Source organism: Winogradskya consettensis (assembly GCF_018332715.1).
Lineage (GTDB): Bacteria > Actinomycetota > Actinomycetes > Mycobacteriales > Micromonosporaceae > Actinoplanes > Actinoplanes consettensis.
On sequence record NZ_BOQP01000008.1, the window covers coordinates 110,347 to 133,812 of the forward strand.

Below are 23,466 nucleotides of genomic sequence, written 5' to 3' on the forward strand. Positions count from 1 at the left end.
ATAGATCAGCCCGACTTCTGACAGATCGAACTGATCCTCCGGCCCGGCGCCGACGGTCAGGGGACGAGGGCGACGAAGGCGAGGCCCGTGGTGCGCTCCGCCAGGTCGAGGGCGGTGGCCGGGTCGTCCAGAGCGACCGTCAGCAGTTCGACCGCGGCGAGGTCCAGCAGTCCGGAGCGGATCATGTTCCAGACCGTGGTGACCGTCTGGTTGTCGCTCATCCAGGAACCGCGCAGGGTGAGGCGGCGGTGCATCAGGTCGCCGTACGGGATGGTGAGGTCCTGGCGTACGCCGCCGACGAGGACCAGGGTGCCGCCGCGGCGCAGGCTGTCGTATGCGGCCATGGTCGCGTCCGCCGTCGGGGTGGCGCCGAGGGTGTCGAGGGCGACGTCGACCGGGCCGATTCCCGCCGCGTCCGCGGCGCGGTCGCCGGTCAGCCGGTGGGTGCGCACGCGGGGGCCGAGTTCGGCCAGCCGGTCGAGTGCCGCCTTGTTGCGCCCGACCGCGGTCACCGTCGCCGCGCCCGACGCGAGTGCCACCAGCACCGCCGCGCCACCCAGCTGGCCCGTCGCGCCGATCACGGCGACGTCGCGGCCGGTCAGGGGCCCCGCCGCGTGCAGGCCCGATGCGGCGATGCAGAGCCACGGCAGGAACGACAGGCGGGCGGGGTCCGGGTAGTTCTCGGCGCCGGGCAGCTTGACGAGGGTCTCCTTGGCGCACAGGGCGCGTTCGGCGAAGACCCCGTCGCGCCACACCGTACGCATGCGGTCCGTGCGCTCGGTGCCGGTGCCGGTGCCGGTCCCGCCGAGGCCGACCCAGCCGACCAGGATCTCGTCGCCGTCACCCGCGTCGAGCCGCGACGTGTCCACCACGACATCGCCCGGCGCTACGTGGAACACGTCCGGCGCGACATCGGTCACCCGGGCGATGCAGGAGGGGCCCAGGGTGAGGGGCACAGGCAGGCCGCCACGGTTCCCGGTCACGACCATTTTCGTGTACGCAGGGAGGTGCGCGGCGAGCACCTCCACCAGCACGCCACCGCCCTGCAGCGCCGGCGCGGGGATGTCGGAGAGGCGTACGACATCGTCTTGTGAAGCAACTGTCCAAGCTTTCATGGACTCAGCGTGACTCAGCGATAAGCTGGTATCCAGAATCGCTTTATGCTGGTATTGGAGGTTCCAGGGTGAGCGTCGAGCTGGGTACTTTCCTGCGCAGCAGGCGGGAGCGGGTCAATCCCGCCGACGCCGGTCTGCCGGTCACCGGGCGGCGACGCACACCCGGGCTGCGCCGCGAGGAGCTGGCCCTGCTGGCCGGCATCAGCGCCACCTGGCTCACCTATCTCGAGCAGGGCCGTGACGTGCGCCCCTCCGACCAGGTGCTCGACGCCCTGGCCCGGGCGCTGCGGCTGACCGCCGCTGAGCAGGAGCACCTGCGCCGCCTCGCCGGCGGGGGAGTGGTGTCCGGTCAGGACGTGCCCGAGGAAGCGGCTCCCGAGGTTGCGGGCGTTCCGGCGCTGCTCGGCGACAATCCCGCGTACGTCACCGGCATCTGTTATGACGTCCTCGCGAGCAACGCGGCCGCGGCGGAGTTGTTCCGGGGCATGGCACCGGGTGGCAACGTCGTGCGGTGGATGTTCACCGAGCCCGCCGCCCGGGAGGTCCTGGTCGACTGGGAGCTCGAGGCGAGCACCGTCCTGGCCCGGCTGCGGGCGATCGCGGGACGCCACCCCGGCCACCCGCGCGTGACCCGGCTCGTGGCCGAGCTGACTGCAGCCAGCCCCGAGGCGAGGCGGTGGTGGCCGCAGTACGACATCCAGTTCAGCCGGGCCGGCAGCAAGCGGCTACGGCACCCCCGGCTGGGTGAGATCACCGTTTCGCACGCCGCGTTCCACGTCGCCGAACGGCCGGAGCAGACGCTGGTCGTATACAACCTGAACGCGGCGCCCGTTGCCGGGCGCCGCGCGTGAACTACAGGGTGATTACCGGGTGCCGTTGAGGGTCGACGGCATCGGCGGACCGGCGATCGGCGGCCGCTGGCTCTGCACCGCGTTCAGCGTCCTCGCGGCCTCGCCGGAGTCGTCCGGCAGGGGCTCGAGGAACGGCTGGTACGCGCCCTGGCAGACCTTCCCCCTGGCGGGGAGGGTGCCCTTGAGCAGGTAGTTGTCGATCGCACCGGTGGCGCAGGCCGACGAGCCGTAGGACGTGTGGCCCCAGTTGGTGTTCGACAGCAGGCGGCTGTTGGGCAGCCGCTTGGATGCCGAGACGGCGTCGTCGTAGTTGGTCGCCGGGTCCCACTTGGTGCCGACGATCAGCACCGGGGCGGCGGTCCGGCGGTTCCACGGCCCGGTGTACGCGTCCTCGTCGCGTACGGTCCAGGTGTTGCGGGCGCACTGAGCGGTGCCCCAGCCCCAGGCCCGGCCGAAGTACGGCGCCCGCTTGTCGGCCTTGACCATCAGACCCGGCCACGCGCCGGCGTCCTTCGGGTGCAGCGCGTCGGTGCAGTCCACCGTCGCGAAGGTCTCGAAGCCGTTGTCGTACGGGAAGTCCCGGCCCACCTTGGCCCGGGCGTCCTTGATCCGCTTGGCCAGCGCGGTGCTCGCGGTGGCCTTCGCGGCGGCGCTGGACGAGTCGAGCAGCGTCTTGATGTACTGCGCGTCCTGGGTCACCCAGTCACCGGCACCCGTGTCGTACAGGTCGCCGAGGATACCGCTGACGAAATCGGCGTACGTGATGGTGAAGCTGCCGAATTCCTCGTCCTCGACCACCAGCGGCTTCTTCTTGAGCTTCGCCGCGATCGCGTCGAAGTTCTTCACCGGGTCGCCGGCGGCGAAGGCGCAGTACTTCTCGCCCGCGGCGTCGCAGCGCTTGAGGATCTCCCGCAGCGCCTTGTACGCCCCGTCGGCCGAGCGGAGCCGCTCGTCCTGCTCCTGGTTGGCCGTCTTCGTCGTGCCGACCCAGTGTTCCGGGTCGAGCACGCCGTCGACCACGATCGCCCGGAAGCGGTCGGGGAACATGTTGGCGTAGTACTGCCCGATCGCGGTGCCGTAGCTGAAGCCGAGGTAGTTGAGCTTCTTGTCACCGACGGCGCGGCGCAGGACCTCCATGTCCCGCACCACCTCGGCGGTGGACGCCGCTCCGGTCAGCGGCTTGCCCGTGGTCGAGCACGCCTTGCCGAACTTCTTGGCGGCGGCGACGTACTTCTTCTCCTCGGCCGCGCCCAGCGGGAACGCGACGTTCATGTCGCCGAGCACCGCGGTCTGGTCCTTGACCGACTTGAAGCACTTGATGTTGGCGCTGTTGGCGATGCCGCGCGGGTCGACACCGACGATGTCGAACTTCGCGAGCACCGCCGGGCTCAGGAAGTTCGGCGCCGCGAGCGCGATGCTCGTGCCGGAGCCACCGGGACCGCCCGGGTTGAGGAACAGGCTGCCGATCTTGTGCTTCTGGTCCGTGGCCCTGACCCGCAGCAGCGCGATCTCGGTCTTCGCGCCCTTCGGGTTGTCGTAGTCGAGGGGAAGCTTGGTGGTCGCACACTCGGCGTAGTCGTAGCACTTGTACCAGCCGAGCTTCGGAGTGGGCACGCGGTCGACCCGCTTGCTCTCCTTGGCACTGGTGCGATCGGTCTTCGTGGCCGCCGCAGCGGGCGCCGCGGCCCCCGCCACCAGCACACCGGCGATCATGCCGGCCGCCAGAAGGCTTCTTCCCAGATGTCGCATTCGCATCCCTTCCGTCGAGGATCGCAGGGCTTCATAGCCACGCGCTCCTGGACTGTAAAGAGTGGACGCAATAGATCTGAATAAGTCGATCTCTAATCAGGACACCACGAGATCGTCGAGCAGTGCGGCGTGGGTGGGGGACCAGCCGAGCAACGTCCGGGTGTACGCGCTGACGACCGGCGCGTCCATTGCGTAAATGGTGGCCATGAACGGGCTCGGGAAATGCGCGAGAGCCTCGCCCGGCGTCAGCGACACCGCGGGCACGCCGAGACCCCGGGCGATCGTCTCCGCGATGCTCCGCAGGGTGACGTTCTCGGCCACGCCGTGCAGCACGCTGCCCGCGGGCGCCTTTTCCAGCGCGAGCCGGAACAGCACCGCGGCGTCGAGCCGGTTGACCGCGGGCCACCGGTTGCCGCCGTCGCCCACGTAGGCGGAGACCCCGGTCCTGCGCGCGGTGCTGACGAGCATGGGAATGAACCCGTGGTCGTCGGGGCCGTGGACAGTGGGGGCCAGGCGGACGACGCTCGCACGCACGCCCCGGCCGGCGAACGCGAGGCACGCCCGCTCGCCGACGATCCGGAACGCGGCGACCCCGGCCGGGTCGGGCTCGTCGTGCTCGCTGCTCTCCTGCCCGGCAGGCATGACCAGCGTTCCCGAGGTGACGACGAGCGGCTTGCCGGTGCCTTCGAGCGTGCGGCCGAACGTTTCGATGGCGTTCCGGTCGCGGCGGATCATCGGCTCGGGGTCGGCGAAGTCGCCGCCGTAACCCATGTGCAGGACGCCGTCGGCTGCCTCGGCACCCACGCGCAGCCGGTCAAGGTCTTCCAGGGAGCCGCTGTAAGGCGTGGCGCCCACCGATTCCAGCCGGGCGGCCGCGGTGTCCGACCGGGCGAGCCCGGTGACGGTGTTCCACCACGCGGCCCAGGACTGGATCGACGACCCGTCGCGAGGCCTGGAGGAGTACCTCCTCCAGGCCTTCGACGACCTCCGCTCACTTTCGGAAAAACCCTAGTAGCGACCCACGTAGTGGTAATTGGCGTTCAGGCTGCCCGGTGCGGCGTGTACGGGGGCCAGGGCGTCGAACGGCTCCACGTCCACGTCGCGGATCAGGTCGGTGAAGTCGCTGTTGAGCGTCGGGACGTTGATCGTGCCGGGGGCGGTGCCCTGCTCGACCCAGTCCATCAGCGGCTGGAGGAGCTCCGGCACGGCGACCTCCGAGGGGCTGTCCGCTTCCGGGCCGAACAGGCAGTGGTAGCCGGCCGGGATCAGGTAGAGCCGGGTGTACGCGTCAGCGCCGCCCCGCTGCTGCACCGCGCGGTAGTAGTCCACGGTGGAGAACGGCGGGATGAACGGGTCGGCCCAGCCGTGATACATGATGAGCTTGCCGCCATGCGCCCGGAACGCCGACAGGTCGGGGTCGTTCGCGTTGTACAGGGCATCGCCGACCCGGTTCAGGCGATCGAACGTCGCCTTGGTGAACCGCACGTCGGTGAGCTGGAAATCGTCGGGCAGGACTGTGGGATAGCCGAGATACTTCAGATAGTTGAAGCCGATCGCGGCCGCGTTGCCGTTCAGCGGTGAGCCGGAGCGGACCACGAACAGCCCGGTCCAGCCGAGCTCGGAACCGTACGGCATCCCCCCGTTGTAGAGGCCGGCCGGTCCCCGGTAGAAAGCCACCACCGCGGCAACCTGTGCCCCGGTCAGGCACGTCGGCCGGTCGACGCCGGCCGGGCAGCGCAACGACGACGGCTGAAACCCGCACCTGCGCGGATCCTGGATCACGTCACCACAGGCCCGGACCACGGCGTCGTGCAGCGCCGGGATCTTCTCCGGGCCGAGGATCTGCCCGCCCCGCGAATCGGTGTTGCGCACGGCCAGCCACGCCTGCAACAGCGCGAGCGGTGCCTCGTTGTTAGCCGGGGCACCGGCCAGGATGCCGTCGAAGTCGGCCGGGAACCGCTGCGCCAGGTTCAGCCCCTGCCGCCCGCCGGTCGAGCAGCCGTCAAAATAGCGGTACGTGGGTCCGTACCCGTAGAAGCTCGTCATCACCGTGTCGGCAGCGAGCCGCAGCCGGTGCTCGGACGTGCGCCCCCACTCGACCCGGGCACGCGGGTCGGCGCCCCAGGTGGCCGGCGCCGTACTCAGCGGATCCCCGGTGTGCCCGGTGTCATCGGCGGCCACGACCAGTGTCTTGGCCAGCGCAGCGGGGCAGCTGAACCCGAACAACGGGAACGCCAGATCGGGCACCTCCCCGCACAGCCCGCTGCACCCCTGCTGCACGTACTGCCCGGTCCACCCACGGACCGGCAGCTTGACGGTGAAGCGGGTCGCGGGCAGCAGCACCCCCTGCACCTGGCAGTAACCGTCGGCGACGGTGGCCGAGGTGACCTTCCCCTGGGCCAGGTGCGCGGCGGTGAGCCCGCCACAGTTCACGGTCGCCGGCGCGGCACCGGCGGCGCTCGCCCCACTCAGGACCAGCGCGAGAGCCGCCATCACGACCAGCGGTTTGCGGATCATCATCGAATCCCCTCCTTGGAGGACCGACGTTGCCACCGCGCTGATCCCGGCACATCGGTCCCAGGACGGGTCCTGAAATCATCCCCGGGACGGAGAGCTCCCCCTGATCCGGAAACTTCTACAGCGCGAACGGGCGGTAGCTCAGGATCTCGTCGACGATCTCCTCGGGTGTCGCGTCGTCACGCAGGACCGGGGCGGGGTGCGTGACGTTGACCTCCAGCACGTGCAGATAGAAGGGGTTGGTCAGCGCCCGTTGGACGATCTCGATCAGCTCGTCGCGGGTGATGTCGGGGACCTTCGGCCAGGCGGGCCACAACGCCGCCCGGGCGAACTCCTCGACCGATACCGACCCGCTGTAGCCGAGGAAGTCGTGAAGCCCCAGTTCACCGCCGGTGTCCGCGTTGAACGCCGCGATCGCGTCAGCGGTCGGCTCCCCGCGCCAGTGCAGCTCCTCGATCCGTTCGATCGCGGCGCACACCTCGGCGAGTCGCTCGGCCGCGATCTCCGGCTCGCACAGCTCAGCCCGCAACTCCATCAGCGCTCCATCCCCAGAAGCTCGACCAGCCGCTCCGAGAGGATCGCAGGATCACAGGCCCCCATAGGAGTACGCCGATCAAATTGCCAATGATCCGACCAGGAATCGTCAGCCCAGATCTCCGTGATCCGCTGCTCCGGGACGGTGTTGTAGCCCGCCGTCGTCACGCCCGGCTCGACCTCGACCACCAGCGTCAGCCCGCCGGGCAGTTCCCGCGCCAGCTGGGTGTGCAGGTGGTTGCGGGTGTGGAAACCGTTGCCCTGCCAGTCCCCGCCCAGCAACCGCGCGAGCCGCTCCGTCTCCACCGGCTCGAACCCGCTCAAGCTCGTCGCCGCGCGCTGTTCCCCGGTCAGCGTCACCACCGTCCGATGGACCTGTGGGAACGGTTGCAGCACCTCGTAATCGGCGAGCATCTCCGCCCACACGGCCAGCTCAGGACCCAGCTCCGCCGGGTGCACGATCCCGAGCCGCGCATCGCCGTCGACGACCGCGGCGGAGTCGTGCACGTCGGCGAAGCTGCCGTCCTCCGCGACCCGCAACGCCCTGACGAGCCGCTTCTCCGTGTCGTACTCGCCCCACACGATCCGCCGCACGACCGGCCCGAGAATCGGATGCGGCAGCAGCACCGCGGCGAGGTCAGCCGCGGGACGGAACCGGTGGGCGAGCATGTCCCGCTCGAACCGGGCGATCTGCGCCGCCGCGGTCGCTCGTAGCCCCTTCTTGAAGCGCAGAAACCACTGGTACGCCTCCGGATTGGTGTCCTTGACCCCGGGTTTCGGCGGGCGCGCGAGCCGCCGGCCGTCGGCGCCCACGGCGTACGGTGTGAGGTGATCGTCGGTTATGACCGTGAACTTCCGTGGCCCGTAATCGAGCGTGACCCCGCTGTCGAGCCCGTGGGTGATCGCCAGCCGGTCCGCCAGCTGCGTCACGGACAGCCCGCGCCGCGCGGCAGCCTGCGTCAGGTGCACAACGGCCCGCTCGTTCGTCGGCCCGCCGGACATGCCCTCCTCGATCGCCAGCAGGTGCCGCAACGCCACATCCGACCCCACCGTGGCCAGCACCGCGAGCCCGTCGATCGCCCGTGCCCACCGGCTGCGCGCCGGCCACGACTTCACCAGCGGCGCCAGCCTGTCCATGGTGTCGTCGTCCCCGACGTGTGCCTGCGCCAGCACCACCCAGGCTTCCGCGGGTGGCATGTCATCCGTCACCCAGTCGTCCAGCAGCGCCCGCCCGAACTCCGCCAGGCTCCGCCGGTCACCGCCCGCGATCAGCTCCGCCGTCCCGGCATCGGCCGCCGCCACCAACGGCTGCGCGGCGGCCGCCGACTCGACGATCATCGGCACCCCGCCGCCGTCCGGTGCGGGGTCCCCGGGCGCGGGCTCCGGTGCCGCCGCCAGCCGCGACCGGGCCAGCGCGCCCACCAGCCGCAGAACCTGATCCTCCGGCATCACCGCGCCGGTCGCGGTCCGCACCTCCGGCCACCGCTCCGGCCACCGCTCCGGCTGCAGCTTCTGCTTCCGCGCCGGCTGTGGTCCCTGCGCAAACGCCACAGGTACGGGCGTGAGCAGCTCACCGTCCGGCAACTCCCACCCGGGTGCGGGCTCGATCAGCGCGGTGATCACGGCGAGCGCAGCCGGTCCGTACCCGTCAGCGGCTTTGACAACGACCGGTCCCTTGCCGGTGGCGGACAGATAGCGCAACCCGTCCTCAGCGTTCTGCCGTGCCTTGCCCGCTTTCCCCGCCGCAGCCGGGATCAGCGCCCGAGCCGCGCTCTCCGCATGCCGTTGCAGCCACATCCGGCCCCACAACCGCGCGGACCCGAGATGGCGCAGCCATCCCGCGGCCAGCGTGGCTGCCTCCGGCCCCCGGAACGGCAGCAGCAGCAGCCCCAGCCGGTCGGCGTCCTCCCCGGCCTCGTTCAGGGCGAGCGCCAGCGCGTCCAACTCGAACCGCGCGACCGCCACCCGGTCCAGATCGGCCCGCTGCTGATGCCGCAACAGAATCGTCGTCGCGAGCAACGCCCGCGCCGACGCCTCCGGCCCCTTCACGAACAGCCACGACACCTGCGCCGGCGTCAGATCCGACAACCGGTCCGCCCCGGTCGCCGCCGTCACCCAGTCCGGCTCCTCCCGCCCGTGCTCCAGCGCCGCCGCCCGCGACCACCACAGCTCCCGCTCCCCATCGAGCCACACCACGACGGTCGGATCCGCACAGACCAGCCCCTCGACCACCCCCGGCCCGCGCCCCTTACCCGCCACCATCGCCTGCCCCTCCAGGTCCGTCCGCTGTCCGTTCGCTGTCCGTGCGATCGGTCCGGAGACCGTATCGGAACCGCCTTGCCCTCGCTGCGGCGATTCGGCACGATGCCGGCGTGGGATCGGACTGGACCTGGGAACTGCACATCCCGGTGACCGCGGAGCACGCCCTCCGCGACCTGCACCCGCACCGCCCGGACGGCCTGACCAACCTCTTCGGTCTCGCGGACCCCGGCCCGCGAACGGTCGGCGACCCCCGGATCGCAGTCGCCGCAATGGCAACCGGCCGCGTGTACGGCCAGTTCTGGACCCCCGACGAGGTCGACATCTTCGTGACCTGGACCGACGGCGTCCTACTGGACGAATGGTCGACGGAGCAGATCTGGCACCTCGGCATCCACGACGCGGCCCAGCCGGCCGGTCCCTGGACCGCCGAACTCGGCTGGCTGACCTACCTCGGCCCCGGCCACCCTTCGCCGCCGCTGGTCGACACTCGCTCGCTACCGAACGGTGGTGTGCTGATCACCCTCCTGGAGGACCCGGCGGCCGTCGATCCGGTTCGCTATCAGGGTATCCAAGCCCGCTGGTGGGAGTCGGAGGGTCAGGGGAGGACGACGCAGCGGCGGCAGCGGGCTTCGTAGGTGTAGGTGCCGTCGTCGGGGAGAGCGGTGGAGGGGGCTAGTTCGCGGATCATGGGTTTGCCGTGTTCGAGGACCTGGGTGTGGGTGGCGTCGAGGGAGCGGCAGACGTCGCAGACGGCGCGGCGGTAGATGACCTTCTCCGGGGCGAGCTCGAAGAGGGCCTGGACCGGGGCGAAGAGCTGGCCGCGGTGGTCGAGGTCGATGCCGGCGACGACGACCTTGATGCCCTGCAGGACGGCGCGGCCGAGCTCGGCGATGTCGGAGACGGTGAACATGTGGATCTCGTCGACGCCGATGACCTTGACGTCGGTGGCCGCGGCGCCCGCGAGGGTGGTGACCTTGACCGTCTGGAGGCTGCCGCCGGAGCGGGAGGTCACCGCGGTGTCGCGGCCGTGGCGGGCCGACTGGTAGATGCAGTGCGGGATGCCGGCGTGCTGCAGCGGGGACAGCAGGCTGATCATCTCGAGCGACTTGCCGCCCTTCATCGGGCCGAGGATCACGGTCAGGTCCATGCCGCAGACCGTGCCATCAGCCGGGTTGCCCGTCGTGGGCGGCCACCTGCGGCGAGACCGGTGCCACAGTGGCGCCGGCAGCGGTCTCGCCGCCGAGTTGCCACATCTCGTAGTTCCCGCATTCGGCCGTGATCCCGGCCGTTGCCCGGGCCGCCGCGAGGAAGTCGTCGATCATCGGCGAGGAGCGTGATGCCGCGACCGCGAGGCGCACCTGCTCGGGTGCCATGTCCGGGACCGGCACGAAGCTGACCTCGGGATGTGAGTGGAACACGGTCGCCGAGCGGGCCAGGAACGAGATGCCCCGGCCTGCTGCGACGTGCTCGAGGGTCTCGTCCACCCCGCGCACGAGGTAGCCGGCGTTGGGGTGCGGGCGCCTGGTGGGCTGCGTGCCGGGGTCGGCGTGCCAGAGCAGCGGCTCACCGGCCAGGTCCGCCTCGGTGATCTGCTCCTTACCGGCGAACCGGTGGCCGGCGGGCAGCACCGCGACCCGCGGCTCGGTGTACAGCGGTATGACGCGCAGGCCGGTCTCGTCGATGGGCAGCCGCACGAAGCCGATGTCGATGCGGCCGTCGAGCAGCATCGTGGCCTGGTCGTCGCCTTCGATCCGCTGCACGTCCACGAGCACGTCCGGGTGCCGGGTGGCGAACTCCCGCACCGCGGCGGTGACCGTGATGCCCGCCCGGAAGCCGACCATCAGCCGCCGGTTGCCCCGCGCGGCCACGGCCACCCGGTGCCGGACCGCGTGGGCGGAGGCCAGCAACGGGCCGACGTCGATCAGCAGCTGCCGCCCGGCGTCGGTGAGTGCCACACCGTGGCTGTCCCTGGTCAGCAGCGGTGTGCCGAGGTCGTGTTCCAGGGCTCGGATCTGCCGGCTGAGCACCGGCTGCGCGATGTGCAGCTCCTCGGCGGCGCGGCCGAAGTGCAGCTTGTCGGCGACGGCGGCGAAGTAGCGCAGCTTGCGCAGGTCCAGATCCATGGGGCCTCCCGGTCCGGCGATGCCCCAAGGGTATCGCAGCGACCGAAAGAGGTCTTGGACAGCCATTCGACGCAATGGCACCGTGAATCGAAGCGCCATTCAGCGTCAGAGAGCGGGAACATCAATGAGCAGCATCAGCATTATCGGCCTGGGCGGCATGGCCCGCGCCATCGGTGCCCGCGCGGTAGAAAGCGGTAACGCCGTCGAGGTCATCGGTCGCGACGCGGCGAAGGCCAAGGACCTGGCTGCCGCGCTCGGCGGCGGTGCCACGGCCGGAACATTCGGCACCGTCCCGGCCGGCGACATCGTCATCCTCGCCGTGCCGAACGCCGGCGCCGTGCCGGTCGTCACGCAATACGGTGACGCGCTCGCGGGCAAGGTCATCATCGACATCACCAACCCCCTCACGGCGGACGGTGCCGGGCTGGTCACCCCCGACGGCACGTCCGCCGCGCAGCAGATTGCCCAGGCCGCCCCGGCGAGCGCGCACGTCGTCAAGGCGTTCAACACCGTCTTCGGTCACGCCCTGACCCCGGGCCGCTCACTGGACGTGCTCTACGCCGGCGACGACGCACGGGCCAAGGCGAGCGTCTCGGCGTTCATCGAGAGCCTGGGGTTGCGCCCCCTGGATGCCGGCGGCCTGGACATGGCCCACTGGCTGGAGGGGACGGGTCTGCTGATGATCAGCCTCGCCCGCCACGGCGTCGGGAATTTCAATTTCACCCTCGGCGTCACCATTATCGGCTGACCGCAAAAGGCCATTATCGGCTGACCGCAAAGCCTTTCTCGGCTGACCGCAAAGCCTTTCTCGGCTGACCGCAAAGCCTTTCTCGGCTGACCGCACAAAACATTTTTGAGGATAGTCGCATGCGCGTTTTTGTCACTGGCGGGACCGGCCATTCCGGTTCGTACATCGTTGCTGAGCTTCTCGCCGCCGGGCACGAGGTCACCGGCCTGGCCCGGTCGGATGCCGCGGCTGCGGCGCTGTCCGCGCTCGGCGTGAAGGTGCGCCGCGGTGGCCTCGAGGATCTCGACGGGCTCAAGGAGGCGGCCGCGGACTCCGACGGCGTCATCCACGTCGCGCACCGGCAGGACCTGCTCTTCTCCGGCGGGGTGCATGCGGTGGCCGCCGCGGAGGTCCCGATCATGCTCGCGTACGGCGAGGCGCTGGCGGGAACCGGCAAGCCGCTGGTCGCGGCGGGGAGCATCGGCTCGCCCGGGCAGGGCGTCCTGGGCCGGACGGCCACCGAGCAGGACCCGGCCCTTCCCAGCGGTGATGAGCACAGGGCCACCCTGCGAGCTCGCAACGTCGTGGAAACCACCGTGATCCGGCTCGCCGAGCGGGGAGTGCGGTCCTCGGTCGTGCGGATCGCCAACATCGCGCACGACACGACCGATCGTGCCGGATTTCTCCCCGCACTGATCGCGCTCGCGAAGGAGAAGGGCTTCGCCGGCTACCCCGGGGACGGCGCCAACCTGTGGAACGCCGTGCATGCCGCCGATCTCGGCTCCCTGTTCCGCCTTGCCCTGGAGAAGGGACCGGCCGGCAGATACTGGCACGCAGTCGATGACGAGGGTATCCCGTTCCGTGAGATCGCCGAGGCCATCGGGAGCCGTCTGGGTGTGCCCGCAGTGAGCGTTCCCGTGGACGAGCTGGTGCTGCCGGCGTACTTCGGGTTCCTCGCGAACGTCGTCACGCAGGGCTATCCGGCCTCCAGCCTCATCACCCGCCGGACCCTCGGCTGGGAACCCGCTCAGCCCGGCCTGCTCGCCGATCTGGACAACGGCCATTACTTCGCATGACAACGGGAGAGCGGTGACCATGACAACTGTGGGACTCATCGGGAGCTGGCGGCAGGCGGCGGGTACGCCGGTGTGGGGCACGCCGTACGGGCCGTACTCGGACGATAAGGGTCAGCCGGCCGGTGAGGGTGCCATCCGCGCGGCACTGGCTGTCGCCACGCGGTAGTTCAGCCCCGGGATAGGGTCGTGCTGTGGGGGATCTCGACGAAGCGACGACGCTGTTCATGGATGTGCGGCCGCGGCTGTTCGGGATCGCGTACAGGATGCTCGGCAGTGCGGGTGAGGCCGAGGATCTGGTGCAGGACGTGTGGTTGCGGTGGCAGGCGACCGACCGCGGTGTCGTCCGCAATCCCGGTGCGTTCCTGGCGACGACCACCACCCGGCTGGCCATCAACGAGCTGCAGTCGGCGCGGGCGCGGCGGGAGACGTACATCGGCCCGTGGTTGCCCGAGCCCGTCGACACCAGCGCGGATCCGTTCCTGGGTGCCGAGCGGGGTGAGGCGCTGGAGCTCGCCGTGCTGATGCTGATGGAGAAGCTGACACCTCACGAGCGGGCCGCGTACGTGTTGCGGGAAGCGTTCGACTACCCGTACCCGCAGATTGCCGAGATTGTGCAGTCCACCGAGCCGGCCGTGCGGCAGCTGGTGAGCCGGGCCCGCAAGCACGTCGCCGGGGAGCGCAAGATTCCCGTGCCGGAGCAGGCGCAGCGGCAGTTGCTCGTGACGTTCCTGGAGGCTGCCCGCGGTGGTGACCTCGAGGCGTTGGAGAAGCTGTTCGCGGCCGATGTGGCGAGTGTGTCCGACGGCAACGGCGCGCGGCAGATCTCCCGCAGGATCGTCACCGGTGCGGGGCGGGTCGCGAAGTACATCGCGGCGTTCTCGAGCTGGTGGTGGGACGGCGTGGACGTGCGCTGGGCTACCACGAACGGGCAGACCAGCGCCGTCCTGCGCCGCGATGACACGCTGCTCGGGATGGTGACAGTGGTGGCTTCCGAGGACGGGATCGATCAGGTGCTGTGGCTGATGAACCCGGAGAAGCTCACGATGTGAGGGCGAGCCACTCCCGGAACGTCGTGGCCGAGAGGATCGAGCCGGCCGGCCCGGTCAGGACGTCGCCCTTCACCGCGGCGAACATGCCGGCGGTGGGGTCGACGACGACCTCGCGCGGGTCGCCTTGTGCGGAGAGGGCGATCCGGCCGAGCTCGTCGAGCGTGAACACTTCGGGTCCCGCGTAGTTGCGCGTGCCGTGCAACGGCGTGCCCGCGGCCACGGAAGCCACCGCCACGGCGACGTCGGCCGACGCCATCGGCTGGACCGGCGTGGCGGGGAGCCGGACCGTGTCGCCGTCGGTGGTCCAGGACAGGATCGCGTTCACGAACTCGTAGAACTGCGTGACCCGGACGATGGAGTACGGCACCGGGCCGGCCTTGAGGATGTCCTCCTGCAGGACCTTGGCCCGGTAGTACGCGAGATCCGGCACCTGGTCCACGCCGACGATCGACAGGACCACGGCGTGCCCGACCCCTTCCCGCGTCGCGGCTGCCAGCATGTTGTCCATCGTGGTCCGGAAGAACGCGGGCGACGCCTCGTCGAAGGTGGGGGAGTTCGTCAGGTTCACCACGACGTCGGCGCCCTTGAGCCCCGCGTCGAGGCCCTCGCCGGTGAGCAGGTCCACCCCGTTCGACGGGGACAGCGACACCGTCTCGTGAGCGTGGAGCAGCTTGACGACCTGCGAGCCGATGAGCCCGGTGCCACCCAGTACGGCGATCTTCATGTCCTGCACACCTCTGTCCGTTGCGCTGCCGGGGCCTTCGCCCGGCGACGCCAGCTATGACCGGACAGCGTCTCCAGGTGTGACAGCAGTCGATCATGTAATCGGAAAGTCACTCATTGACAATCTCCTGGAAACGGTTCCAGACTGACCCACGTCAATATGTAGATCTACTCGGGAGCGCGGCGTGGCGGTGACGATCAAGGATGTGGCGAGGCTCGCCGGCGTGTCCGCGTCGTCGGTCTGCCGGACCCTCGCCGACCCCGGCGCGGTGCTGCCCGGGACCCGGGAACAGGTCGAGAAGGCCGTCCGCGAGCTCGGCTACTACCCCAACCGGGCCGCCCGGGGCCTGAGCACCGGGCGTACCGGGAATCTCGGCGTGGTCCTGCCCGACCTGGCCAACCCGTTCTTCGCCAGCGTCGTGAAGGCCGCGCAGACCCAGGCGCGGCGCCTCGACTACGCGGTCTTCCTCAGCGACATCGACGAGGACCCGGCGGTGGAGACCCTGCTGATCCGTGCCCTCGCGAAGCAGGTCGACGGGTTCCTGCTCTGCTCGCCGCGCTCCAGCGACGACGAGCTGCGCGCGTTCGCCGGGCACACCCCGATCGTCCTGCTCAACCGCCGGATCGGGCCGTTCCCGTCGGTGACCGTGGACGCCGCCGACGGGATGCGGCAGGCGCTGACCCACCTGCACGCCCTGGGCCACCGCCGGGTGGCGTACGTAGCGGGCCCGCGTTCCTCGTGGTCCAACCGGGAACGGCTGCGGGGGCTGCGCGCGGTCGCCGGGACGCTCGGCGTCGACCTGGTCGAGGTCGGGAACGTGCCGCCCACGGTGGAGGGCGGCGTCTCCATCGCCGACGTCGTGCTCGCCAGCACGGTCACCGCGGTGCTCGCGTACAACGATCTGACCGCGTTGGGGCTGCTCAACCGGTTCCATGCCCGTTCCGTCGCCGTGCCCGGCGACATCAGCGTGATCGGCTTCGACGGCATCCTGCTGTCGGCGCTGGTGAGCCCCGCGCTGACCACGATCGCCGTCGAGATGGACCGGATCGGCCGGGTCGGGGTGGATCTGCTCTTGGAGACCATGACCGACCCCGGGCGTACGCCCATCCGCCGGGTCCTGCCCGCCCAGCTCATCGTCCGCGCCTCGACCGGACCCGCCAGACCTTCCTGAGAACCGCCGAAGGAGAGCAGAGCCATGCCGTCCAGCAGACGCCAATTTCTCGCCATCACCGCCGCCGTCGGGGTCTCGGTCAGCACCGGGCTGAGCGCCTGCGGCGCCCCGGACTCGGGCCAGGGCTCGGCCAAGACCGACGGACCGGTGCCCGACAAGCCGTCGGCGCCGCAGACCGTCAACGTCCTCGACGTCGCCGGCAACCTCCAGCTCACCCAGCCCATGATCGACGACTTCGTGGCGAAGAACGACAAGGTCATCGCCAAGGTCACCTACACCAAGGCGACCGCGCCCGAGCTGGTCGGCAAGGTGAAGGCCCAGCAGGGCGCCGGGCGGGTGGACATCGACCTGGTCCTGACCGGTGTCGACGGGCTCGCCGCCGGTATCGACCAGGGGCTCTGGCTCGACCTGCTGCCCGCGTTCGCCGCCCGGCTGCCCGGGATGGCCGACTACCTCCCCGGCGCCGCCGCGATGCAGAAGCTCGCGGGAAACGCCGGTGTCGCGGTCACGTACTACCCGTCCGGGCCGCTGATCGAATACCTGCCGAAGAACGTCGCCACCCCGCCCACCGCGGCGCCGGCGCTGCTCGAATGGGCCAAGGCCAACCCGGGTGGCTTCCAGTACGCGCGCCCGTCGAACTCGGGCCCCGGCCGTACGTTCCTGATGGGCCTGCCCTACCTGCTCGACGACGCCGACCCCAAGGACCCGGTGAAGGGCTGGGACAAGACCTGGGCCTACCTCAAGGAGCTCGACAAGTACGTCACGCTGTACCCGTCCAGCACCAGCGAGACCATGAAGAACCTCGCCAACGGCTCCGCGAAGATCATCGCGTCGACGACCGGGTGGGACATCAACCCCCGGGTGCTCGGTACGGTCCCCAAGGAGGCGAAGGTCGGCACGCTCGCCGGTTTCCACTGGATCACCGACGCGCACTACGCCGTCATCCCGAAGGGCGTCTCGGTCGACAAGCAGGCCGCCGTGCTCGCGCTGATCGCCTCCATGCTCACCCCGGAGCAGCAGGCCAAGGCGTACGACAAGGGCTACTTCTACCCGGGCCCCGCGATCAAGGACGTACCGCTGTCGATGGCGCCGGAGGACAGCCGCAAGGCGATCGAGGAGTTCGGCCGTCCCGAGTACGAGGCGCTGATCGCCGGCAGCCCGCTCACCGTCCCCCTCGACGCGAAGTCCCTCGTCGCCGCGTTCGACCGCTGGGACCGCGAGGTCGGCGGAAACAAGGTGAAGAAGTGACCGACGGATTTCAGGAGCTGCGGCTGGAGGGAGTCAGCCGCAGCTTCGGCGGCAGTGACGCGCTTGCCGACCTCGACCTGACGATCAAGCGCGGCGAGTTCATCGCGTTGCTCGGGCCGTCCGGCTGTGGCAAGTCCACCGCCCTGAACTGCCTCGCGGGGCTGCTGCCCCTCACCCGCGGCAGCATCTGGCGCGACGAGACCCGCCTCGACACCCTCCCGGCCGAGCGGCGCGGCTTCGGCATGGTCTTTCAGAATTACGCCCTCTTCCCACACATGACCGTACGCGGAAACGTCGCCTTCGGTCTCCGCATGCGCCGCCTGCCCCGGGCCGAGATCAACCGCAGAACCGACGAGGCGATCCGACTGGTACGCCTCGACGAGCACGCCGCGAAACTGCCCGGTCAACTCTCCGGCGGCCAGCAGCAGCGCGTGGCGATCGCCCGCGCCGTGGTCCTCGAACCGTCGCTGGTGCTGATGGACGAGCCGCTGTCGAACCTCGACGCGATGCTGCGCCTCGAGATGCGTACCGAGATCAGGCGCCTGCACCAGTCGCTCGGCCTGACCACCGTCTACGTCACCCATGACCAGGAGGAGGCACTGTCCATGTCGGACCGCCTCGTCGTGCTCCGCGGCGGCCGGGTGCAGCAGATCGGCACCCCGGAGCAGGTGCACACCCAGCCGGCGAACCGGCACGTCGCCGGGTTCATGGGCTACCGCAACATCCTGCCGATGCGGCTGACAGAGGGCAGCATCGTCGAGGGCGGGGGGCTGACGCTGCGGGGGACCAAGGTCGGCGAGATCGCGGCCGGGGACGCCGTCGAGGCGGCGATCCGCCCCGAGGACATCCACCTGGCCGCGCATCCCGGCGAGGGGATCGAGGTGACCACCGAGGTCGTCGAGTACCAGGGCCGGAAAGTGGCCGCGGAGGTCCGCACACCCGGCGGCGTGCTGCTGCATCTGCGTACGGACAGAGCTCTGAAACCGGGCGACAAGGCCGAGCTGGTCTTCGATCCGGACCGGCTGCTGATCTTCCCCGAGGGGGACTGATGGTCGCGCTGAGCCACCGCCTGGCCGACCGCGGCATCGACCGGCACCTGTTCCTGCTGGTGCCGGCGACGCTGTTCGTCGCGGCGCTGTTCATCTACCCGTTCTGCTACGGGCTGGGCCTGTCCCTGCAGCCGGCGCAGGGCGGCGCGTTCGGCGCCTACCGGGAATTCTTCACCGACGCGTACCAGCGCGACACCATCATGACGACGTTGAAGATCGCGCTGCCCGCCGCACTGCTGAACGTGGTGGCGTCGGTGCCCATCGCGTACAAGATGAGGGGCCGTTTCCGCGGCAAGCGGTTGCTCACCACCGTGCTGGTCGTCCCGATCACGCTGGGGACCGTCCTCACGGCCGAGGGGCTGCTCAACTTCCTCGGCCCGACCGGCTGGTTCAACCGGACCCTGCTCGCCGCCGGGATCGTCGACACCCCGCTCACCCTGACCCACAACTACACGGGCGTGTTCCTCTCGCTGGTCATCACGGGATTCCCGTTCGCGTTCCTGCTGGTCCTGTCGTACCTGTCCGGCATCGACCCCAGCCTCGAACGGGCCGGGGCGACCCTCGGTGCGGGCTGGGCGCAGCGCTTCTTCCGGATCACGCTGCCGCTGCTCGCCCCCGGCCTGGCCACCACGTTCTGCCTGACGTTCGTGCTCGCGTTCAGCGTCTTCCCGTCCGCGATCCTGGTCGGCGACCCGTCCGGCAGCACCCGGGTCATCTCCATCGCGGCGTACGAGGCGGCCTACGTGCGCTACGACTACGCGGCCGGCAGCGCGGCCGCCCTGATCATGGGCCTGGTCGAGCTGATCGTCATCGCCGTGGTCCTCGGCCTGCGCAGCCTGCTCTACACCGGCACCACGAGCGGAGGAAAAGGATGACGCGGCCTCGCCTGGGCACGTGGTTCATCGGGACCGCGGTCACCATCTTCTTCATCGGCCTCGCCGGGGTCGTCGGCTCGGTGGTGGTCAACTCGTTCGGGACCCGCTGGTTCGACACCTGGCTGCCCGAAGGCTTCACCCCCGACTGGTACGGCCAGGCGTGGGACGAGTTCACCCTGCTGCCCGTCCTCGGCGTCACCCTGACCGTGTGCCTGCTCGTGGCCGTGATCTCGGTGCTCGTCGGCGTGCCCGCGTCCTATGTGCTCGCCCGCCGCGCCTTCCCCGGGCGCCGGGCGCTCTACCTGCTGTTCCTGCTGCCGATCCTCATGCCACCCATCACGTACGGCATCCCGCTCGCCACGGTCCTCTACAAGTACGGGCTCGCGGGCCACCTCTCCGGCGTGGTCCTCGCCAACCTCGTGCCGTCGATCCCGTTCGTCATCCTGACCATGACACCGTTCATCGAGCAGATCGACCCGGCCGTCGAGCGGGCCGCGCGCATGTGCGGGGCGCGTACGGTGCAGATCTTCACCAAGATCTTGGCTCCCCTGCTGATCCCGGGGATCCTCGCCGCGACCATTCTGGTGGTGGTCCGGACGGTCGGAATGTTCGAGCTGACGTTCCTGACGGCCGGGCCGGACTCGCAGACGCTGGTGGTCGCGCTGTTCTACTCGATGTCGGCGGCCGGCATCCGCGCCCAGCAGTCGGTCGACGCGATGGCTGTCATCTATACCGCGATGATGCTGGTGCTGCTGGTGGTCGCGCTGCGTTTCGTCAATCCGACGCAGCTCGTCGCCCGGGTCAAGGACGACTCCGAGTGAGGATCGTCGACGCCCGGGTCATCGTCACCTGCCCGGGGCGCAACTTCGTCACCCTGAAGATCGTCACGTCCGACGGGGTGACCGGGGTGGGGGATGCCACGCTGAACGGGCGCGAGCTGTCCGTGGCCAGCTATCTCAGCGAGCATGTGGTGCCGGCGCTGATCGGGCGGGACCCCGCGCGGATCGAGGACACGTGGCAGTACCTCTACAAGGGTGCTTACTGGCGGCGCGGGCCGGTGACGATGTCCGCGATCGCCGCCGTGGACACCGCTCTGTGGGACATCAAGGGGAAAGTGGCCGGTCTTCCCGTCCATCAGCTGCTGGGTGGGCGGTCTCGGGACGGGGTGACGGTCTACGGGCACGCCAACGCGGTGGACGTGGATGCCGTTCTGTCCGAGATCTCGGCATACATCGACCTCGGCTACCGGGCCGTGCGGGTGCAGACGGGGATCCCGGGCCTGGCCAGCACGTACGGCGTGGGCAAGGACCGCACGTTCTACGAGCCCGCCGACGCCGCGATCGCCACCGAGAACACCTGGTCCACCGAGGCCTACCTCGCGCACGTCCCGACCGTCTTCGCCCGGGTCCGCGACGAGTTCGGCCCCGCCCTGAAACTGCTCCACGACGTCCACCACCGCCTCACCCCGATCGAGGCCGCCCGCCTCGGCCGCAGCCTGGAGCCCTACCACCTGACCTGGATGGAGGACCCCGTCCCGGCCGAGCTGCAGAGCGGCTTCCGCGAGATCCGCCGCCACACCACCACCCCGATCGCGGTCGGCGAGGTCTTCAACACCATCTGGGACTGCCAGGAACTCATCACGGACCAGTTGATCGACTACATCCGTACGACGGTCGTCCACGCCGGCGGCCTCACCCACCTGCGCCGCATCTTCGACCTGGCCGCCCTCTACCACGTCCGCAGCGGCTCCCACGGCGCCACCGACCTCTCCCCGATCTGCATGTCCGCCGCCCTGCACCTCGACATCAGCATCCCCAATTTCGGCCTCCAGGAATACATGCGCCACACCCCGGAGACCGACGAGGTGTTCCCGCACGGCTACCGCTACGAGGGGGGCTACCTTCACCCCTCCGAGGAACCGGGCCTCGGCGTCGACATCGACGAGGAACTGGCCGCGCGCTACCCGTACCGTCCGGCGGCCTTGCCGGTCAACCGCCTCGAAGACGGAACGATGCACAGCTGGTAGCCGCGGCCGGGCGACAGCGTGGGCGGGTGGTCAGTCGAACCAGGCCACGATGCGTACGCCGTCGTCGCCGAAGCGGCCGGCCAGGGCCCGCATGACGGCGAAGACATGTTCCCAGCCGGTGCCGGGGCCCAGCGCGTCGAGGCGGCTCAGGGACACATATTCGAGCCGTTCGTCGTCCACCTGCCAGCTGCCGTACGGTGCCTGCGCCGGGGTGGGTCCCAGCGGGGGAACGCCGTAGCGGGTGACGATGTCGGCCGGCCACTCGTCGTCGACCCGCCAGTAACTGCAGTCACCCTTGGCCGACCATTTCTGCAGCACGCCGCGGCATTGCGGGGTGACCGTCATGTCCAGGTCCTTCAATTCGGCCCACGACACCCAGGTCTGATCCCCGACCGCCGCGTCGATGCCGGCGTCACTCTGGAATTCCGTGCGGACCGCATCGGAGACGTCACCCGGAAGCCCGCGTCGTGCGGCGATCGGCTCCCAGTTGGCCCAGTTCCGCACACCGAACAGGCACCCGAATGCGAAGTAGTTGTTGTTGGGGTACAGCGGGTACAGATCCATGGCCCGTGTCCACGGTTCCATGTCGTCCGGGTCGTCATGTGGTCGCAGCTGGTAGACCTCGATGACGCCGTAGATATCGGTGGACACGGCCGCCGACTTTACCCACAGTGCAGGGCGGCCTCGCGAATGGCCGCGAGACCGCGCCATCATGCGGATGGTCAGGTGAAGGTCCAGCGCTGATTGGCGGCGCCGGTGCAGGTCCAGAGTTCGAGGGCTGTGCCGTTGGTGGTGGCGCCTCCCGTGACGTCCAGGCAGAGGCCCGACTGGACGCCGGTGATCGTGCCGTCGGCGTTGGATCGCCACTGCTGGTTGGGGCCGCCGTTGCAGGTCCACAGCTCGATCTTCGTGCCGGGCGTGGTCTGATTGTCGAAGGCGTCGAGGCACTTGCCGTAGACGACGAGCTGACCCGCCGGGGTGCGGGTCCACAGCTGGTTGGTGCCGACGTTGCAGTCCCAGATGCCGATCAGGGTTCCGTCGGTCTGGCTCCAGTTGGGGTCGTCGACGCAGCGGTTCGAGGCCGCGCTGACGAGGGTGCCGGCCGGGGCGTTCGGGTTGCCTGAGGCGCCGCCACTGACGCGGTACATCGCCGCGCCGTGTGCGGGGACCGAGGTGCTGATCGCTCCGGTCGTGCTGGAGGTGGCACCGGTCCAAAGATCCGTGAGGGTGTACGCGCTGCCCCCGCTTTTGCCGATCGTCGCCGCGTCCGTGCTGATCGGCTGGGCGGTGGTGGTCTCGTTGAACAGCACCACGGCCACGTCGCCGTTGGACAGGCGCTTGGACAGTACGTCGAGACCGTTGCGGGTCTGGACCAGCACGCCCTGGGCGCCCAGGGCGTCCTGGTCGACCGCGATGACCGCGCGGTTGGTCAGGGTGGCGAGGGTGGTGGCGCTCGCCGTGGTCAGGTTGTTGCCGGCGATCAGCGGGGCCGCCATGATCGCCCAGAGGCTGAAGTGGGCCCGGTCCTCGATGGCCGACCAGCCGTTGCCGACCTCCAGCATGTCCGGGTCGTTCCAGGCGTCCGGTCCGGCGTAGCGTGCCAGGCCGACGCTCTGGTGGAAGTTGCGCAGCATGCTGTCGAAGCCGGTGTTGATGTCGTCGGTCGTGCGCCACAGGTTGCCCACGTTCGGAGCCCAGGTCCAGGGTGCGTTCACCCCCCACTCGCACAGGCTGTAGACGATCGGCCGGCCGGTGGCGGCCAGCGCGTCCCGCATCGCGGTGTAGCGGTCGATGTACTGCTGCTGGGTCGTGCTGCCGTTGTTGTAGCAGTTGTCGTACTTGAGATAGTCGACGCCCCAGGCGGCGAAACTGCGGGCGTCCTGCTGCTCGTGGCCGAGGCTGCCGGGGTAGCCCGCGCAGGTCAGCGTCCCCGCGTCCTCGTAGATGCCCAGCTTGAGACCCTTGCTGTGGACGTAGGCAGCGGTTTCGGTGATGCCACCGGGAAACTTGGCGGGGTCGGGAACCAGGTTGCCGGCGGCGTCGCGGCTGCTCGTCATCCAGCAGTCGTCGATGTTGACGTAGCGGTAGCCGGCTGCGGCCATCCCGGAGGAGACCATGACATCGGCCGTCTGCTCGACGAGGGCCTGGGTCACGTCACACCCGAAGGCATTCCAGTCGTTCCACCCCATCGGCGGGGTGCGGGCGAGCCCATTGCCGACAGCGACGGCGGGTGGGGCGGCTTGGGCAGTGGTGGGTGGGGTGGCTTGGGCGGCGGTGGAGGGGACGGTTGTTGTGGCGGCCGCCAGGACGATGGCGGCGACCACGCGGGGAAGGCGGGTCATGGCGGAATCTTGAGCCTTGTATCGACAT

The 23,466-nt window shown here is 69.9% G+C and carries 24 protein-coding genes; 13 read left to right on the top strand and 11 right to left on the bottom strand.

Translation table 11 applies throughout. The annotated features are described in order from the left end of the window. Positions 1-56: 56 nt before the first annotated feature. Positions 57-1,115 carry a zinc-binding dehydrogenase gene (locus Aco04nite_RS09050; protein ID WP_212996745.1) on the bottom strand — a complete coding sequence of 353 codons (1,059 nt, stop codon included), beginning with the start codon at positions 1,113-1,115 and terminating at the stop codon, positions 57-59. A gap of 68 nt (positions 1,116-1,183) precedes the next feature. On the opposite strand from Aco04nite_RS09050, the gene Aco04nite_RS09055 reads away from it, so the two are divergent. Beyond that, positions 1,184-1,966 (top strand): helix-turn-helix transcriptional regulator, encoded by a 783-nt coding sequence (locus Aco04nite_RS09055; protein WP_212996746.1) that lies wholly within the window; start codon positions 1,184-1,186, stop codon positions 1,964-1,966. Between the two features lie 12 nt (positions 1,967-1,978). On the opposite strand, the gene Aco04nite_RS09060 is transcribed toward Aco04nite_RS09055, so the two are convergent. Further along, entirely contained in the window at positions 1,979-3,715 is a 1,737-nt protein-coding gene (locus tag Aco04nite_RS09060; RefSeq protein ID WP_212996747.1) for an alpha/beta hydrolase, read from the bottom strand. A 96-nt stretch (positions 3,716-3,811) separates the two neighbouring features. After that, positions 3,812-4,570 (bottom strand): SDR family oxidoreductase, encoded by a 759-nt coding sequence (locus Aco04nite_RS09065; protein ID WP_212996748.1) that lies wholly within the window; start codon positions 4,568-4,570, stop codon positions 3,812-3,814. On the opposite strand from Aco04nite_RS09065, the gene Aco04nite_RS09070 reads away from it, so the two are divergent. Beyond that, a complete protein-coding gene (locus Aco04nite_RS09070) occupies positions 4,560-4,727 on the top strand; it encodes a hypothetical protein (RefSeq protein WP_212996749.1) in 168 nt (55 codons plus the stop codon). The genes Aco04nite_RS09065 and Aco04nite_RS09070 overlap by 11 nt on opposite strands. Here the strand turns inward: Aco04nite_RS09070 and Aco04nite_RS09075 are convergent. The 3 genes from Aco04nite_RS09075 to Aco04nite_RS49545 all read right to left on the bottom strand — a co-directional run bounded on the left by Aco04nite_RS09075 (position 4,724) and on the right by Aco04nite_RS49545 (position 9,028). Then, positions 4,724-6,235, bottom strand: a complete 1,512-nt coding sequence (locus tag Aco04nite_RS09075) for a tannase/feruloyl esterase family alpha/beta hydrolase (RefSeq protein ID WP_244875838.1) — start codon at positions 6,233-6,235, stop codon at positions 4,724-4,726. The two genes, Aco04nite_RS09070 and Aco04nite_RS09075, sit on opposite strands and share 4 nt — an antisense overlap. A gap of 115 nt (positions 6,236-6,350) precedes the next feature. After that, positions 6,351-6,767, bottom strand: a complete 417-nt coding sequence (locus tag Aco04nite_RS09080) for a hypothetical protein (protein WP_212996750.1) — start codon at positions 6,765-6,767, stop codon at positions 6,351-6,353. Beyond that, a complete protein-coding gene (locus tag Aco04nite_RS49545) occupies positions 6,767-9,028 on the bottom strand; it encodes a DUF4132 domain-containing protein (protein ID WP_212996751.1) in 2,262 nt (753 codons plus the stop codon). The genes Aco04nite_RS09080 and Aco04nite_RS49545 overlap by 1 nt, the downstream gene beginning before the upstream one ends. Positions 9,029-9,138: 110 nt before the next feature. Between Aco04nite_RS49545 and Aco04nite_RS09090 the strand changes: the two genes are divergently transcribed. Then, positions 9,139-9,663 (top strand): hypothetical protein, encoded by a 525-nt coding sequence (locus Aco04nite_RS09090; RefSeq protein ID WP_212996752.1) that lies wholly within the window; start codon positions 9,139-9,141, stop codon positions 9,661-9,663. Here the strand turns inward: Aco04nite_RS09090 and Aco04nite_RS09095 are convergent. Both Aco04nite_RS09095 and Aco04nite_RS09100 read right to left on the bottom strand, forming a co-directional pair. Further along, positions 9,624-10,175: a thymidine kinase gene (locus Aco04nite_RS09095; protein ID WP_212996753.1), complete on the bottom strand. Its 552-nt coding sequence runs from the start codon at positions 10,173-10,175 to the stop codon at positions 9,624-9,626. The two genes, Aco04nite_RS09090 and Aco04nite_RS09095, sit on opposite strands and share 40 nt — an antisense overlap. Positions 10,176-10,191: 16 nt before the next feature. Beyond that, positions 10,192-11,151, bottom strand: a complete 960-nt coding sequence (locus Aco04nite_RS09100; protein WP_212996754.1) for a LysR family transcriptional regulator — start codon at positions 11,149-11,151, stop codon at positions 10,192-10,194. Positions 11,152-11,275: 124 nt separating this feature from the next. Between Aco04nite_RS09100 and Aco04nite_RS09105 the strand changes: the two genes are divergently transcribed. From Aco04nite_RS09105 to Aco04nite_RS09120, 4 genes are all read left to right on the top strand, one after another. Next, positions 11,276-11,899, top strand: coding sequence for an NADPH-dependent F420 reductase (locus tag Aco04nite_RS09105; RefSeq protein ID WP_212996755.1), 624 nt, complete (start codon positions 11,276-11,278; stop codon positions 11,897-11,899). A gap of 119 nt (positions 11,900-12,018) precedes the next feature. Next, positions 12,019-12,954, top strand: coding sequence for an SDR family oxidoreductase (locus Aco04nite_RS09110; RefSeq protein ID WP_212996756.1), 936 nt, complete (start codon positions 12,019-12,021; stop codon positions 12,952-12,954). 19 nt (positions 12,955-12,973) lie between these two features. Beyond that, a complete protein-coding gene (locus Aco04nite_RS09115) occupies positions 12,974-13,120 on the top strand; it encodes a hypothetical protein (RefSeq protein WP_212996757.1) in 147 nt (48 codons plus the stop codon). Between the two features lie 25 nt (positions 13,121-13,145). After that, entirely contained in the window at positions 13,146-14,003 is an 858-nt protein-coding gene (locus Aco04nite_RS09120; protein ID WP_244875839.1) for an RNA polymerase sigma-70 factor, read from the top strand. Here the strand turns inward: Aco04nite_RS09120 and Aco04nite_RS09125 are convergent. Then, positions 13,993-14,727: an SDR family oxidoreductase gene (locus tag Aco04nite_RS09125; protein WP_212996758.1), complete on the bottom strand. Its 735-nt coding sequence runs from the start codon at positions 14,725-14,727 to the stop codon at positions 13,993-13,995. The two genes, Aco04nite_RS09120 and Aco04nite_RS09125, sit on opposite strands and share 11 nt — an antisense overlap. Positions 14,728-14,911: 184 nt before the next feature. Between Aco04nite_RS09125 and Aco04nite_RS09130 the strand changes: the two genes are divergently transcribed. The 6 genes from Aco04nite_RS09130 to manD are packed head-to-tail and all read left to right on the top strand — an operon-like array spanning position 14,912 to position 21,096. After that, positions 14,912-15,898: a LacI family DNA-binding transcriptional regulator gene (locus Aco04nite_RS09130; RefSeq protein WP_212996759.1), complete on the top strand. Its 987-nt coding sequence runs from the start codon at positions 14,912-14,914 to the stop codon at positions 15,896-15,898. Between the two features lie 24 nt (positions 15,899-15,922). Beyond that, positions 15,923-17,146, top strand: coding sequence for an ABC transporter substrate-binding protein (locus Aco04nite_RS09135; protein WP_212996760.1), 1,224 nt, complete (start codon positions 15,923-15,925; stop codon positions 17,144-17,146). Continuing rightward, positions 17,143-18,195, top strand: coding sequence for an ABC transporter ATP-binding protein (locus tag Aco04nite_RS09140; protein ID WP_212996761.1), 1,053 nt, complete (start codon positions 17,143-17,145; stop codon positions 18,193-18,195). The genes Aco04nite_RS09135 and Aco04nite_RS09140 overlap by 4 nt, the downstream gene beginning before the upstream one ends. Further along, positions 18,195-19,070, top strand: coding sequence for an ABC transporter permease (locus Aco04nite_RS09145; RefSeq protein WP_212996762.1), 876 nt, complete (start codon positions 18,195-18,197; stop codon positions 19,068-19,070). Before Aco04nite_RS09140 ends, Aco04nite_RS09145 begins: the two co-directional genes overlap by 1 nt. After that, positions 19,067-19,891: an ABC transporter permease gene (locus Aco04nite_RS09150; RefSeq protein ID WP_212996763.1), complete on the top strand. Its 825-nt coding sequence runs from the start codon at positions 19,067-19,069 to the stop codon at positions 19,889-19,891. The genes Aco04nite_RS09145 and Aco04nite_RS09150 overlap by 4 nt, the downstream gene beginning before the upstream one ends. Next, complete coding sequence (gene manD, locus Aco04nite_RS09155; protein ID WP_212996764.1) at positions 19,888-21,096, top strand: D-mannonate dehydratase ManD; 1,209 nt, start codon at positions 19,888-19,890, stop codon at positions 21,094-21,096. Before Aco04nite_RS09150 ends, manD begins: the two co-directional genes overlap by 4 nt. A 30-nt stretch (positions 21,097-21,126) precedes the next feature. Here manD and Aco04nite_RS09160 read toward each other — a convergent pair whose 3' ends face one another. Beyond that, the gene (locus Aco04nite_RS09160; RefSeq protein WP_212996765.1) at positions 21,127-21,747 is read right to left on the bottom strand and encodes a hypothetical protein; all 621 of its coding nucleotides are present in this window, start codon (positions 21,745-21,747) and stop codon (positions 21,127-21,129) included. Positions 21,748-21,818: 71 nt separating this feature from the next. Continuing rightward, the gene (locus tag Aco04nite_RS09165; RefSeq protein WP_212996766.1) at positions 21,819-23,438 is read right to left on the bottom strand and encodes a glycoside hydrolase family 27 protein; all 1,620 of its coding nucleotides are present in this window, start codon (positions 23,436-23,438) and stop codon (positions 21,819-21,821) included. Positions 23,439-23,466 lie beyond the last annotated feature (28 nt).

Coding starts and splice junctions, on each gene's coding strand:
- Aco04nite_RS09060 (WP_212996747.1), bottom strand. CDS start 3,715: ATGCGACATCTGGGAAGAAGCCTTCTGGCGGCCGGCATGATCGCCGGT.
- Aco04nite_RS49545 (WP_212996751.1), bottom strand. CDS start 9,028: ATGGTGGCGGGTAAGGGGCGCGGGCCGGGGGTGGTCGAGGGGCTGGTC.
- Aco04nite_RS09050 (WP_212996745.1), bottom strand. CDS start 1,115: ATGAAAGCTTGGACAGTTGCTTCACAAGACGATGTCGTACGCCTCTCC.
- Aco04nite_RS09115 (WP_212996757.1), top strand. CDS start 12,974: ATGACAACTGTGGGACTCATCGGGAGCTGGCGGCAGGCGGCGGGTACG.
- Aco04nite_RS09125 (WP_212996758.1), bottom strand. CDS start 14,727: ATGAAGATCGCCGTACTGGGTGGCACCGGGCTCATCGGCTCGCAGGTC.
- Aco04nite_RS09080 (WP_212996750.1), bottom strand. CDS start 6,767: ATGGAGTTGCGGGCTGAGCTGTGCGAGCCGGAGATCGCGGCCGAGCGA.
- Aco04nite_RS09105 (WP_212996755.1), top strand. CDS start 11,276: ATGAGCAGCATCAGCATTATCGGCCTGGGCGGCATGGCCCGCGCCATC.
- Aco04nite_RS09095 (WP_212996753.1), bottom strand. CDS start 10,175: ATGGACCTGACCGTGATCCTCGGCCCGATGAAGGGCGGCAAGTCGCTC.
- Aco04nite_RS09110 (WP_212996756.1), top strand. CDS start 12,019: ATGCGCGTTTTTGTCACTGGCGGGACCGGCCATTCCGGTTCGTACATC.
- Aco04nite_RS09150 (WP_212996763.1), top strand. CDS start 19,067: ATGACGCGGCCTCGCCTGGGCACGTGGTTCATCGGGACCGCGGTCACC.
- Aco04nite_RS09165 (WP_212996766.1), bottom strand. CDS start 23,438: ATGACCCGCCTTCCCCGCGTGGTCGCCGCCATCGTCCTGGCGGCCGCC.
- Aco04nite_RS09075 (WP_244875838.1), bottom strand. CDS start 6,235: ATGATGATCCGCAAACCGCTGGTCGTGATGGCGGCTCTCGCGCTGGTC.
- Aco04nite_RS09100 (WP_212996754.1), bottom strand. CDS start 11,151: ATGGATCTGGACCTGCGCAAGCTGCGCTACTTCGCCGCCGTCGCCGAC.
- Aco04nite_RS09135 (WP_212996760.1), top strand. CDS start 15,923: ATGCCGTCCAGCAGACGCCAATTTCTCGCCATCACCGCCGCCGTCGGG.
- Aco04nite_RS09145 (WP_212996762.1), top strand. CDS start 18,195: ATGGTCGCGCTGAGCCACCGCCTGGCCGACCGCGGCATCGACCGGCAC.